The sequence below is a fragment of the Methylobacterium dankookense genome (assembly GCF_902141855.1).
Lineage (GTDB): Bacteria > Pseudomonadota > Alphaproteobacteria > Rhizobiales > Beijerinckiaceae > Methylobacterium > Methylobacterium dankookense.
The window spans coordinates 1-12384 of sequence record NZ_CABFVH010000083.1 but is presented as its reverse complement, the minus strand read 5'-3'; the positions used below and the strand labels follow the sequence as shown (position 1 = coordinate 12384).

The window sequence follows — 12384 nt, the reverse complement described above, 5'->3', positions numbered from 1 at the left end:
CCCGGACGTCTGTTTCATCTTCGCTCCTGGGGGCTACGATGAACCAGCCATCCTCCGTTCGTGAAGACCCTCAATCTGTCTCAGGAGTGCTGACGGCGGACACTCAAGAACCGCATCCTGCTCGAACACGCCTACCTGCCCGGCGAACTCGAGGCGCGTGTGGCCGCCTTCGTCGAGCACTATAACCATCTCCGGGCTCACGAGAGCCTGGGCAACCTCACCCCTGCCGACGTCTACTTCGGCCGCGGCGAGGCCATCCTGCAGGAGCGGGCGCGGATCAAGCGTCACACCCTCATGGACCGCCGCTTGCGCCACCACGCGCAGGCTGCCTAACCTCTCAACCAAGGTGGACCAGAGCCTCCGTTCCTGAGCACCGCAAACCGTCTCAAATCATCTGACGACGGACAGTCCTCTGTCTCGTCGATGCCAACGACGATCACGCCGCCGTACGCGTTCGCTAGGGCGACCACCTCCTTGGCGAGGCCATCGCGCGCGGGGTTTGCGAAGCTCCTGCCGCCGCGCATCCAGGGATCGCCCTGGCGGTCGTTGGCAGGCAGCTCACGCTTAAGTTCGAGGCGCGGCCCCTCCTCCGCCTCGTCGCGGATCAGCCCCTCGATATCCGCGAAGGTGAGGTCACCGATCGGCGCCTCAAGGATCCTGCGCTGTGTCATAGGCCTCCTGCCTGACAAGAGGGACGATCATGGGTCATGCGAGGGTAGGGTCTGCCGCATCGGGAAGGGTGTTCAGCACTGGCAGGAGCATCCGGCAGGTCGCCGCGATCGCGTCATCCACCCGAACGGCATCACTCCCATCCTCCAGACAAAGGATTGCCACGTGACCATCGATCTCGTCGTCGATGCCGAGGAGGCCGAGGACGAGCTCCGTCGACTGGATGCAGTCGGTCGTTCGGGTCAGGCGGGGCGGCCGATTCCTCCGCGGAGGGTGAGCGCCCCATGCTTGAGGGTGGCTGCCGTGTCGCGCAGGGCGGCATAGCCAGGGCATTCCTGCCCGAGCTGCTCGCGGTACTTCTCGTCCGATAGTCCCGCAATCTCCGGCCGGCCGAGGGCGCTCAGGTGGGCGTGGAGCAGGCCGACCAGCGCGTCGAGCGTCAGGACCGCGTTGACCACCGCCCGCATGTCGTCAGCCCTCGCCTCGACGGCGTGGATGTTCGGGGTCACCACCTCGGCGAAGAACCAGCGCGGATGCATGGTGCGCCTCAGGCCAGCGGAAGGAACTCGCGCTCGCCCTCAGTCGCCGGCCGTACCGTACAGATCAGGATGACGCGGTCCTTCATGTCTCGCGGATTGAACAGGCGGCGCTCGACCGTGAGGATTTCCCGATCTTCGGGTTCAGTGCGAGACCCTCCCTGCTGTACCAGCGGGTAGAGGATACAATCGCCGGCCACAGGCAGAACGCCCCCAAAATCGGAAAGCTCGAAGTCGACCTCGTCGTCGAAGAGCAAGCCATTGCTGTCCAAGCGAAAGATGCGGATCGCAATACCGTCCATAACTGTCTTCATCCTTCACTGATCGGGTTGGCCGCGGCTGGGCCAGCCTCGCCCCGGGCGATAGCCTGGGCCTGCCGCGCGGATTGAGGCTATGCCGTCTTCTTGCTGCCACCTCGCGGCGATGCGCTTCCGGTCGGAGGGAGGCGATCCATCCGCTTGGCGCCCCCGCTGGTCGGCTTCAGCGTCTCGTATTGTGCCTTCCCCGCACTGCGGGGCGCGATTTCCCCCGAGGCCGAAGGCGTCCTGTACCTCGCGGTCTTTGCGCCGGAGACACCGTGGGCCAGCGCTTCGTTCATCTTGGTCTGCCAGCCCGGGCCGGTGGCCTTGTAGGCGGCGAGGATGTCCGGGGGCACACGTAGCGTCACCTGCACGGCCTTATTCTCGGCCGGCGGGCGCCCGCGCTTCGTCAGGGCCTGATAGAGCCCCGAGGGCAGAACCTCGCTCGCGGGGCGCATGCGGGCGAACTGCTCCGCGCCGATCTCCGGGTTGTCCGGATCCTGGGCGATTCCTGCCTGGATCTCGGCCTCCTCCGCATCGGTGAGCGGGGGCACGGATGCCTTACGCTTCGTCATAGCGGCTCCTCTCGGCTCGGCTAGCTCGGCGCAGGCTGATGGCGGAGACGGCCTCGGTGCCGAGCAGCCCGAAGACCAAGGCGACGAGCTGACCGTCGAGGAAGCCGACGGCGAGGTAGCGAGCGCTCCCGCCGCGGCCGGGCTTCGTCACCTCGACCAAGGCCGTCTGCCACTCGAACCGCTCGCGGGCGTCGGCGAAGTCCAGGCCGTGCTTGGCGAGGTTGGCCTCACGCTTCGGCTCGTCCCAGACCATCAGCATGCACTTTCGGTACATGCCGAAATTGAGCGATGCAAGGGAATTCGGGCGTTACAGAAATTCGCTCGCCGTGCAAAGTTTCAGCTGGCCGGTGCAGGTGCGCACCACGATAGCGGGACGGCATCACCGCCTCGTAGCGCGGCGGCAGTACAGGTGGATTCGCCGAGTGCTCGAAGGAGGCGCAGGTCGTTCGGCGCAGCGGCTTATCGCGGTGCGGATGGCATTATGCGAACGAAGCATCTGCTCTTGCTGGAAGCCGTCGTCAGCGCTGTCGTGTAACGACGTCGTGGGTAGAATTCCCTGGGCCGTAGCGACTGGCCAGCAGCGGCGCGACCGTCGCCCACTGCGCGTCCGTCAGGTCACTCGGGTAGCGACGGCCTCGATCCCGGTAAGTCTCACGATCTGCGTCCGTCCACATCGGCTTCTCATGAAGCCAACGCGCCACTCTCCTGCGAAGTCAAACAGGCTCTGACAGATCTGTGAGGTTGCGGGCCGTGTCCCTAATGCCCATCTGGGCCGAAGTCTAAGGCGATCAGAGGGGGATCAAATGAGCAATGCAGATCCGGTTGCGGACTTCAAGGCAGGTATGCTGGGCGTCGACACATCGAAGCACAGTTTCACGCAGGCAGAGATTGAGACAAAGATGCAGGAGATTTTGTCTGAGTTCTTTGCAGGTATCAACAATTTCAACGGCGAGGCCCAGCAGAGGTCGCCGGCCTTCAAGGTGATGCTTCACAAGCAGGATGGAAAGAACGATCCTGTGAAGCTCCGGTGTACTCTAGTCGCATACGATGCTGCCCAATTGCGGTTCATGACTGTCCGCCGTCAGCACTCCTGAGACAGATTGAAGGTCTTCACTAACGGAGGATGGCTGGTTCATCGTGGCCCCCAGGAGCGAAGATGAAACAGACGTCCGGGCCGGCGCGGAAGCCGGCAGAAGCCGTGATCAAGGACATCCGCCGCGCCACGCGCCGGCAGTTCTCGGCGGAGGAGAAGATCCGCATCGTGCTGGAAGGCCTGCGCGGCGAGGACAGCATCGCCGAGCTGTGTCGGCGCGAGGGCATCGCCAGCTCGATGTACTACGGCTGGTCCAAGGAGTTCCTGGAAGCTGGCAAGAAGCGACTGGCCGGCGACACTGCCCGTGCCGCAACCGCGGATGAGGTCAAGGAGCTGCGCCGCGAGGCAGGCGCGCTCAAGGAGGTCGTGGCCGACCTCGTCCTGGAGAACCGCCTGCTGAAAAAAAGCATGAGCGGGGCTGGGGGCGACGAGGCATGAGGTACCCGGCCCCCGAGAAGCTGGAGATCATCCGGCTGGTCGAGCAATCCCATCTGTCGGTGCGCGCCACCCTGGAGAAGCTCGGCGTCACCCGGGCGACGTTCTACCGGTGGTACGACGCTTTCCAGCGTGGCGGCCCCGAGGCATTGGCGGATCGCCCGTCCCGACCCAGCCGGGTCTGGAACCGGTTGCCCGCCGAGGTTCGCGATCAGATCGTCGCCCTCGCACTGGAGGAGCCAGAGCTCAGCCCACGCGAGTTGGCGGTGCGCTTCACCGACGAGCGGCGCTACTTCGTCTCGGAGGCCACCGTCTACCGCCTGCTCAAGGCCCAGGACCTGATCACCAGCCCGGCCTACATCGTGGTCAAAGCCGCCGATGCGTTCCACGACAAGACTACCGCGCCTAACCAACTCTGGCAGACGGACTTCACCTATCTGAAGGTGATCGGCTGGGGCTGGTACTACCTCTCGACCGTACTGGATGACTTCTCGCGCTACATCGTGGCGTGGAAGCTGTGCGCGACGATGCAGGCCAGCGACGTCACCGCCACGCTCGATCTGGCACTGGCGGCGACCGGGCTCGATCAAGTGCAGGTGGCGCATCGGCCGCGGCTGCTCTCCGACAACGGGCCGAGCTACGTCGCGGGTGATCTGGCCGACTGGCTCGGCAGCCGGGGCATGACCCACATCCGCGGCGCGCCCCGCCATCCTCAGACGCAGGGCAAGATCGAGCGCTGGCACCAGACGCTCAAGAACCGCATCCTGCTCGAGCATGCCTACCTGCCCGGCGAACTGGAGGCGCGGGTTGCCGCCTTTGTCGAGCATTACAACCAAGCTCGGGCTCACGAGAGCCTAGGCAACCTCAGCCCTGCCGACGTCTACTTCGGCCGCGGCGAGGCCATCCTACGCAAGCGGGCGCGGATCAAACGCCAGACCCTCATGGATCGCCGCTTGCGCCATCACGCGCAGGCTGCCTAACCTCTCACCCTAGGTGGACCAGAGCCTCCGTTCCTGAGCGTCCCTGATCGTCTCAAATCACCTGACGACGGACACCAATCGATCTGGCCTTGAGGCCGCCATCGCCTGCGACAGCTTTATCCCCCTCAACCAAATCCAGCGCGCGCGCATTGTCCTGCTCTCAACCGAGCGCCTAAGCGTCCAGGAGGTCGCCCCGGCGGGCGGGTGTCAGATCACAGGCTTCGCCTTCCCGGGCGACTTCCTCGGGCTGTCGCTGCTCGACCGCTTCAACGTCTCCGCGGGCGCGCTCGGACCGGTGACCGCCTGTCGCTTTGATCGGCGGGCCTTCATGAAGCAGGTCCGGTCTCAGCCAAGTCTGATGCTGTACCTGCATGAGATCAGGGGCCATGAGCTATCCCAGGCCAATGGGGCATGATGGTGCTGCTCGGCCGGCGCATCGTCAATGAGAGCACAGGCCTCGGCTTGCGACTCATCCGCAAGGTGTTCGCAGCTCTTCGGTTCTGCCGGCATCAACGCTCACCCCGCCGCCAAGCGTAAACCTCTTCCCCAGCCCCATCCAAAAGCCGCAGGCCATCCGGCGTCTGGGGCATATCAAGAGTCTCGAACAGTGATCGGGCTCTCACCTTCGCGTCATTCAACGTAGGGACGTCCTGGGAGATGCGCTCCAGTACGGCGTGGGCATCGTCGCCCGGCCTTATCCTGAAAAATTCGACAGTGAACTGCATGACCGTCTCTCCCGTAGCGAACCCGCGTGGCCGCCAGTCCCTTCAACCGAATGCGCAGCGGCACCTCTGAGGACGCAAGCGACTGCGGTAGCGCTCGGACGAGCGGCCGAAGCCAGTGATTTGAGAGGTCCGCTTTTCCGTTCGCGCCGAAGCCCACCTACAGGTGACCGGCGATCCCGTGGCGAACGGCTAAGCCTCACCATAATCGCTTGAGCACGTCCTGCAGCATAGAACGACCCAGGATTTAGGTCGCCATTTCAGTGAGGCTACCAGGTTCACCAACTGAGCCCTTGCCGTGGGAGGTGCTGCGCACGCAAGCGATCCCCTTCTCTCAGCGCCGTGGCATCGCGATCGCGCAAGATGCCGATGCTCTGCCGAAGTTGATGATTCTCGGCGTTCTTACGCTCTAGCTCAGCTTCAAGCGCGGGCACAAAGCTCGTCCAGCCGGCTTTAGCATCGCCGGCAGACGTCACGTTCATTTGGGCCCACAACAGGAAGAACTCACTCGTAGAGCGGGGCGCTCCGCGTTTCTGATCTTTGCAGATCTCTCCTTCCCCAACAATGCGCTCGTCAGTTCGCTCGGCATTGTAGATGCGATACTGAGGTTCGCGGCGATTGGGAGGAAACAACTCGTTAATGTAGTAGCCCGCGATCCAATTAGGATTGGTCGTAGCAGGCCAATAATGGCCGTGGGAGCCGTCCTCAGCATATCGGACATGTTGGCCGCAGATGTAGCGGTGCACACGCATTGAGCCCTCCTCTGGCATCGAAGTTCATAAATAAAACCGACAATACTTACTCATCAGTCTTGCGCATCTCAGACTTAGCGCTCGAACAGAGATGACATATGCAAATTTAGTAACGTATGCAAAGGTTCAATCGACAACTTCAAAAGAATAACCGCTGGATCAATCAATGCTCTAGACGAAAAGAAGCGCAGCCGCTTCGATGGCATCCACAAGAACCACGCTGTTAAGCTCATCGGAAGAAATGCGCTTTAGTAAATCAAAGATGTGGTAGTCCTAAAATGACCTAATAGGGCTAACGTTCGATTTTATTTACTAAGAAATATATTCTCCGCCCTGCACTGCCAAGAGTTCCTGAGGATCAACCCGGATGGCGCGCACCGATCCTAACGTGCCGCGATAATGTGGAAGATATATAGTCGTAGCAACGCGTCTATAGGCTAAAAAAGACAAGCCTTCAAGTATTTCTTCATCTGTTTCTACCTCATAAGTTCCCGCCGGAAGCATATCATCAACCGCACTCAATTTAAATGGTCGGTCGAAAGTCAGATTTTTCCGTGTCGTGCGCACCTTAGATCTCCCAAATATCATACAGCGCTCAGAACGGGACCCTTCACGCACTTACTGGGTTGCGAGACTAACCAGGCGGAAAGAGCGTTCTGCGGACTTAAGTCGGAGGCAGGTCAAACCGTGAAGATTGCTCCCGGCTCGCTTCTACCACAGAGCGAAAGAGACGTGATACCGAGTGTCAAACTCATCAGCCAAAGGCTACGATACGGATGCCGGCCTGATCATATTTGCACCTCGCTCGAGCGAGTTGCGTTGTCTTCTGGATGGTTGAGCGAATTTGTTTTCGGACGAGAATTACATTTGGCAGAAGGAGCTGAATGCCTGGCACCAATAGAGCTGGTCTCTTGCGGCCCAACGGCTCCTGCACCGCCTTTGTCGGCCCAGACCTGCCGCGCGAGTCTCTCAGCCATCTGTTCACGGAACTGTATAGTAGTCATGATCAAGGCCTCGCTTGCGGCGGTCATCGATGTTGTAGCTGCGGGATCAAACTTTTAACATCCCTCTTGCATCTACTGCTTCATAAATCCTTTGCGCGCTGCTGTAGAAGGACGTCCTCTTCGGTCAAGTGAGCTGGTTGTATCAGGGTCACGCACACGCTCAGGGATCGTCTCATGCACCTGCGGCATATTTGGAGCGAGCGCCCGGCTATGCTGAGGGACACTCGGCACCTGAGCCAACGTAGGAACAACCATGACTCCGAAGAAGGCGAAAGACATTGCAATTTTTCTCACAGCGGCCACCATAGGATTAATTAAATTGAACTCGCGGAATGTATGTTCGTTCCGATAAAACCTTCACCAGTGAAGGGAATTTATTTATATAACAAATGAGGCCTCTTCAAGTGCGCGAGCACCGGCAGACATCCAACCGAGGCTGTGCGCCTTGCCGCTGCGGCGAGACGTCAGGGCAGACGAGACATCAGCTCGATGTTGGAGCCCAGTTGACGTTCTGTGCTGGCCCGAAGCTCCATTCAGGCGCATGGTGCAAACATCGCTGGCCAACGATCCGGGCTGCCGGCGGCTGAGAGTAATTTGCGCTCCCGCCTTGCTGATGTGGGAGCTGATCATGCCGAAGTATTTCATTGACACTGATGATGGCAACACTCGCCGTCAGGACGAAGTTGAATACGACCTTGCCGACGATTACGCTGCGCGCCGGGAAGCTCAGTACGCGCTGCCCGGCATGGTGCAAGAAAATATTCTGGACAGTGAGTATCGGATCTTTATTGCGACCGTCAGGAACGAACGAGGTGAGGCCGTCTACACCGCAACTCTCACCCTGGAAGGCACGTGGCACGGACCGGCAGGTGAGCGCCGCTCGCCTAAACGGTAGGCCTTGACCGCCAAAACCGATCGGGGAGGGCCATATAGTGGTGACGGCTGGCAGCATCTATGAAGGCAATCTCTCATTCCGGTCGCCCGGAGGGCCCTGAACCGGCACCTGTCTGGGCTTTTGTTGCCATCGAAGCGGCCTTGCTCCATCGACGAAGCGCTTGTGCGGGCCGCAACCCGGGTCAGGCGAAAGGGTCAGTTCCTGACGAGACCCGACGCTACAACTTTACAGCGGGTCGGCGGCTATCTTCCTCATAGGTTCGGACATAGGCAAGCCGGACGGCATGCCAGAACGCATCGGGATCAGCGTCATGACGCGCGATGCTGCGCTCGATGGCCTCACGGGCGATCCGGGCGTAAGCTTCGACGTGGGCGGGCAGAACTTCGGGCGTAAACATGAGTGCCTCCGCTGCCCCATTTGGTATCAACGGGTGAGCGTCTAAATCGTTCGGTGTCGTGTCTGCAGCCAAAATGCCATTAAGCCTATAGGCGCTGAAGTTCCTTAGGGTGTCCCATAGTCCCAGCGTTCTGCCCGCACCAAGCAGGGAGGAGCAATGCCGCCGTCCCCGCACCTTCAGATGTCATGACTGAGGCCGGGCCTCCAGCTCGGAGCCGTAAAGTTTGTGGGTTTTGGTACCCTCAACCTAAATCTGCTACCTGTTGAGAAATTAATAAATGTTATCGTGTTTTCTCTGCTGAGCTGTGCAGTACGGCGCCTCAAATATTGCCGTTTTATACATTGCCTTTCAACGACCCCGTGCCGATATAGGCCGCATGATTGAGCTTCTGATCCGCAAGCTGGCTCATAGCGCTTTCCTCACAGAGGCCGATTGCACCACCCTCCGCCAGTTGAACCTGCGCACGCGTGAGGTGCCTGCGCAGCAGGATTTGATCCGCGAGGATGATCGACCCGAGAACGTGATTCTCATCCTGTCAGACTTTACCAGCCGCTATAAGATCCTTGACAACGGGAAGCGCCAGATCATGGCGTTGCTTGTACCTGGTGACTTCTGCGACTTGCACGTGGCGATCCTTGGTCAGATGGATCACTCCATCGCCACGCTTACAGCCAGCCATGTGGCCGAGATACCACGCGGAATTATTGAGGATCTGACCAACAACTACCCGAGTATAACACGCGCTTTGTGGTGGGCGACGTTAGCCGACGAGGGCACTCTGCGAGAGTGGCTGGTGAACATGGGCCAGCGTCCAGCGGATCAGCAGATGGCTCACCTCTTTTGCGAGTTGCATTTGCGACTGTTAATCGTGGGCTTAGCCAAGCCGAGCGGCTGCATTTTGCCCCTGACGCAGAAGGACTTAGGCGATGTGCTCGGGCTCAGCGGCGTACACGTCAACCGGACGCTTCAAGATCTTCGTTCCCAGGATCTTGTTGATCTCAGAAAGAAATGGCTTCAATTCCCAAACCTCGAGCGTCTACGAAGGTTCTGTGGGTTCAGTCCGAAATACCTTCATCTCACACCCCGCGTGAATGATTCTTCAAGCTCCTCGATCATCTAAGAATTATCGTAGGACAATGGTGCTGGCAGGGTTGGTGCGCCTGACATTTATTTTTTCCTCCCGCTTGCTGGACGGTGCAATTTACTCTGCGGGCAGCCATATCATACCTATCGTTGACACCGTTTTCGTGCTTCGGCGACCGAGAGACATCGTGGGCTCCCGCACATCACGCAGGCAGGTAGCCGATGGCGCGATACTTCTTCGACATTCACAACTCGCGGTTCTCTGCGCTTGATGAATTTGGATTAGAATGCGCTGATCAAGATGCAGTCAGCGCAGAGGCTCTGCGCCAGTTATGCACAATAGCCAAAGACGAGCCACTTTCCCATCTCCATGGGACACTGGGTGCGATTGTGCGGAACTATGAGCACCATGTGGTTCTCACTGCAACCGTAAGTCTGTCGATCACCTGGGTGGACGGCGCATGAAACGCAGGCGGGCACGGACCATATTACGATTGGGTATCTGGATGAGTTAAAGGGGCTTTTCAGCTCTCACATCGCAAATTTGCTTCTCCAGCGCGCGTCGGCCGAGCCTGTTTCGTTCGCGCTCCGCTTGCTCTGGTCATTGGGAGTACGAAGTGGTTGAATTAGACGTCCGGCAGTCTGCCTGTGGGAGAGGAAGGTAGAGGCAAGTATACTTGGCATTGACACAGGAGGTTGCGGTGACACCTGCAAGGTTGACTGGCTTGGAGTACATCTGGTTCACAAAAGGAGTTAATCTGGCAACTGAGTACCAGCAGCGCTGGACGATGGATCTTGAACCATCGTTGTGGCCTGCTGCCGGTTTCACGGACACCCGGTTTAGGTGTGATGGTGAAGCCGGAGGTGCTCCATGCAGCGTCGCAAGTTCGGGCGTGAGTTCAAGATCGAGGCGGTTCGACTGGTTCGCGAACGTGGTGTCAGTGTTGCGCAAGCGGCGCGTGACCTCGACGTTCACGAGACGATGCTGCATCGCTGGGTGAAGCAGGCGGCGGCCGATCCGCAGCACGCCTTTCCCGGTCAGGGCCAGATGAAGCCTGAGCAGATCGAGATTGATCGCCTGCGCAAGGAGGTCATGATCCTCCCCCGGCCTCGCGGACACCTCTGATACGCTCGTTCTGAGCGGGGAAGGTGTCGAATGGCGAAGACGAGACGAGAGTTCACACCCGAGTTCAAACGCGAAGCGGTCGCCCTGCTGGAGAGCAGCGGCCGGCCGCAGATGCAGGTCGCGGCCGAGCTTGGGATCCAGCCCTCGATGTTGCGGCAGTGGCGGGCCGTGCTGCACGGGGCCTCACCCGGGACGCGGTCAGCTGGATCGACGGGGGTCTCGCCACCCAGCCCGGTTGCGTCCCCGTCCGATCAGGCCGCCGAGATTACCCGGCTGCGACGTGAGCTCGACCGCACGCGCATGGAGCGCGACGTGCTAAAAAAAGCCATCGGCATCTTCGCGGAGATGCCCAAGTGACCTTCGCCTTCATCGAGCAGCATGCGCGGACCTGGCCGGTGCGTCTCATGTGCCGCGTGCTCGGAGTCTCACCCAGTGGCTTCTACGGCTGGCGATCACGGCCCGAGAGCGCCCGCTCGGCCTCCAACCGCCAGCTCCTGGACGACGTTCGGCGGATCCATGCCGCCCATCATCGGCGCTACGGTGCCCCGCGCGTGCATGCCGCCCTGCGAGCCGAGGGCCGGTCCGTCAGCCGCGGACGGGTGGAGCGCCTCATGCGCCGGCATGGCATCCGTGCCCTGGCGGGTCGTCGGTTCCGGCCCTGCACGACCGACAGCCGTCACGATCTCCCGATCGCGCCGAACCTGCTGAAGCAGGACTTCACGACCGCGCGGCCGAATACGGTTTGGCTGGCGGATATCACCTACCTGCCGACCGGCGAAGGCTGGCTGTACCTCGCCGCCGTCCTCGATCTGGCCACGCGCAAGATCGTCGGCTGGTCGATGCGTGATCATATGCGCACCGAGCTGAGCCTGGCTGCGCTGATGATGGCCGCCCAGCGGCAGCGACCGGCCGCAGGGCTCATCTGCCACTCAGATCGCGGCAGCCAGTACGCGGCCGAGGCTTACCGGAGGCAGCTCGCCCGCATGGGGGCGAGACCGTCCATGAGCCGGACGGCTTGCTGCTACGATAATGCCCCGATGGAGAGCTTCTTCCACACTCTCAAGGTCGAACTTGTCCATCAGCGACGATGGACAACTCGGGACGAGGCCCGACGCGACTTGTTCGCTTACATCGAGGGCTACTACAATCGGCAACGCATCCACTCGGCGCTCGGCTATCTCACGCCCGAGCAAGCCGAACGGACTGCAAAATGATCTCCCGGTGTCCGCGAGGCCGGGGGAGGATCAGTCACTCGTCTGAAGGCGGAGCGTGACATCCTAAAAAAGGCCGCCGCATACTTTGCGAGGGACGCGATATGAGGTTCGCTTTCATTGCAAAGCATCGTACCATCTGGCCGGTCGCGTGGATGTGCGCGGCGCTGGGCATCTCGCGCTCCGGCTTCCACGCATGGCTCACCCGGCAACCCAGCCAACGCGCGCGGGACGACGAAGCCATCCTGAGCAAGGCCCGCGCGAGCTTCGTAGCCAGTGACCGCACCTACGGCGCAAGGCGCGTCTGGCATGACGTGCTGGCCGAGGGCGTCTCGTGCGGGCTGCACCGCATCGAGCGGATCATGCGCGAGAACGCCCTACGGGCACGGCCGCGCCGACGTGGGCTGCCGAAGGACGTGGGGGAGCGGGCTACCGCCTCGCCCAATCTCCTGGATCGGCGGTTCGCGGCCGAGGCCCCGAACAGGAAGTGGATCGCCGACTTCACGTATGTCCGTCGTCAGATGATTTGAGACGGTTTGCGGTGCTCAGGAACGGAGGCTCTGGTCCACCTTGGTTGAGAGGTTAGGCAGCCTGCGCGTGGTGGCGC

15 protein-coding genes and 4 pseudogenes are annotated in these 12384 nt (G+C 60.9%); 9 read left to right on the top strand and 10 right to left on the bottom strand.

Annotated elements, in window-relative coordinates:
• Positions 1-96: 96 nt before the first annotated feature.
• Positions 97-333, top strand: a pseudogene (locus MTDSW087_RS28830) (integrase core domain-containing protein); the annotation flags it as partial.
• Here the strand turns inward: MTDSW087_RS28830 and MTDSW087_RS28825 are convergent.
• The 6 genes and pseudogenes from MTDSW087_RS28825 to MTDSW087_RS28800 form a co-directional block, all read right to left on the bottom strand.
• Positions 330-671 (bottom strand): AlbA family DNA-binding domain-containing protein, encoded by a 342-nt coding sequence (locus tag MTDSW087_RS28825; protein WP_186384041.1) that lies wholly within the window; start codon positions 669-671, stop codon positions 330-332. The pseudogene MTDSW087_RS28830 and the gene MTDSW087_RS28825 sit on opposite strands and share 4 nt — an antisense overlap.
• A gap of 240 nt (positions 672-911) precedes the next feature.
• Positions 912-1208: a hypothetical protein gene (locus MTDSW087_RS28820; protein ID WP_144769086.1), complete on the bottom strand. Its 297-nt coding sequence runs from the start codon at positions 1206-1208 to the stop codon at positions 912-914.
• A gap of 8 nt (positions 1209-1216) precedes the next feature.
• Positions 1217-1507, bottom strand: coding sequence for a hypothetical protein (locus MTDSW087_RS28815; RefSeq protein WP_144769084.1), 291 nt, complete (start codon positions 1505-1507; stop codon positions 1217-1219).
• Between the two features lie 89 nt (positions 1508-1596).
• Entirely contained in the window at positions 1597-2058 is a 462-nt protein-coding gene (locus MTDSW087_RS28810) for a BrnA antitoxin family protein (protein ID WP_238179265.1), read from the bottom strand.
• A 7-nt stretch (positions 2059-2065) separates the two neighbouring features.
• A complete protein-coding gene (locus MTDSW087_RS28805) occupies positions 2066-2338 on the bottom strand; it encodes a BrnT family toxin (RefSeq protein WP_144769079.1) in 273 nt (90 codons plus the stop codon).
• 298 nt (positions 2339-2636) lie between these two features.
• Positions 2637-2753: pseudogene (locus MTDSW087_RS28800) on the bottom strand (IS5-like element ISMpo5 family transposase); the annotation flags it as partial.
• A 129-nt stretch (positions 2754-2882) separates the two neighbouring features.
• Between MTDSW087_RS28800 and MTDSW087_RS28795 the strand changes: the two are divergent.
• A complete protein-coding gene (locus MTDSW087_RS28795; RefSeq protein WP_144769077.1) occupies positions 2883-3173 on the top strand; it encodes a hypothetical protein in 291 nt (96 codons plus the stop codon).
• Positions 3174-3235: 62 nt separating this feature from the next.
• A protein-coding gene (locus MTDSW087_RS28790; protein ID WP_144769075.1) for an IS3 family transposase occupies positions 3236-4587 on the top strand; the annotation gives its coding sequence in 2 pieces (ribosomal slippage) (positions 3236-3571 and positions 3574-4587; 1350 coding nt in all).
• Between the two features lie 509 nt (positions 4588-5096).
• On the opposite strand, the gene MTDSW087_RS28785 is transcribed toward MTDSW087_RS28790, so the two are convergent.
• The 3 genes from MTDSW087_RS28785 to MTDSW087_RS28775 all read right to left on the bottom strand — a co-directional run bounded on the left by MTDSW087_RS28785 (position 5097) and on the right by MTDSW087_RS28775 (position 6628).
• Entirely contained in the window at positions 5097-5312 is a 216-nt protein-coding gene (locus tag MTDSW087_RS28785) for a hypothetical protein (protein ID WP_144769073.1), read from the bottom strand.
• A 275-nt stretch (positions 5313-5587) separates the two neighbouring features.
• Complete coding sequence (locus tag MTDSW087_RS28780; protein ID WP_144769071.1) at positions 5588-6055, bottom strand: hypothetical protein; 468 nt, start codon at positions 6053-6055, stop codon at positions 5588-5590.
• Positions 6056-6373: 318 nt separating this feature from the next.
• Positions 6374-6628, bottom strand: a complete 255-nt coding sequence (locus tag MTDSW087_RS28775; RefSeq protein WP_238179267.1) for a hypothetical protein — start codon at positions 6626-6628, stop codon at positions 6374-6376.
• Between the two features lie 1065 nt (positions 6629-7693).
• Between MTDSW087_RS28775 and MTDSW087_RS28770 the strand changes: the two genes are divergently transcribed.
• Entirely contained in the window at positions 7694-7960 is a 267-nt protein-coding gene (locus tag MTDSW087_RS28770; RefSeq protein ID WP_144769068.1) for a DUF6894 family protein, read from the top strand.
• 217 nt (positions 7961-8177) lie between these two features.
• Here MTDSW087_RS28770 and MTDSW087_RS28765 read toward each other — a convergent pair whose 3' ends face one another.
• The gene (locus MTDSW087_RS28765) at positions 8178-8357 is read right to left on the bottom strand and encodes a BTB/POZ domain-containing protein (RefSeq protein WP_144769066.1); all 180 of its coding nucleotides are present in this window, start codon (positions 8355-8357) and stop codon (positions 8178-8180) included.
• Positions 8358-8733: 376 nt separating this feature from the next.
• Between MTDSW087_RS28765 and MTDSW087_RS28760 the strand changes: the two genes are divergently transcribed.
• The 5 genes and pseudogenes from MTDSW087_RS28760 to MTDSW087_RS28745 all read left to right on the top strand — a co-directional run.
• Entirely contained in the window at positions 8734-9477 is a 744-nt protein-coding gene (locus MTDSW087_RS28760; protein WP_144769064.1) for a Crp/Fnr family transcriptional regulator, read from the top strand.
• Positions 9478-9662: 185 nt separating this feature from the next.
• A complete protein-coding gene (locus MTDSW087_RS31545) occupies positions 9663-9905 on the top strand; it encodes a DUF6894 family protein (protein WP_373321998.1) in 243 nt (80 codons plus the stop codon).
• A gap of 406 nt (positions 9906-10311) precedes the next feature.
• Positions 10312-10554 (top strand): annotated as a pseudogene (locus MTDSW087_RS28755) (transposase); the annotation flags it as partial.
• Positions 10555-10596: 42 nt separating this feature from the next.
• A protein-coding gene (locus tag MTDSW087_RS28750) for an IS3 family transposase (protein ID WP_144769062.1) occupies positions 10597-11780 on the top strand; the annotation gives its coding sequence in 2 pieces (ribosomal slippage) (positions 10597-10882 and positions 10882-11780; 1185 coding nt in all).
• 33 nt (positions 11781-11813) lie between these two features.
• A pseudogene (locus tag MTDSW087_RS28745) lies at positions 11814-12289 on the top strand (IS3 family transposase); the annotation flags it as partial.
• Between the last annotated feature and the right edge of the window lie 95 nt (positions 12290-12384).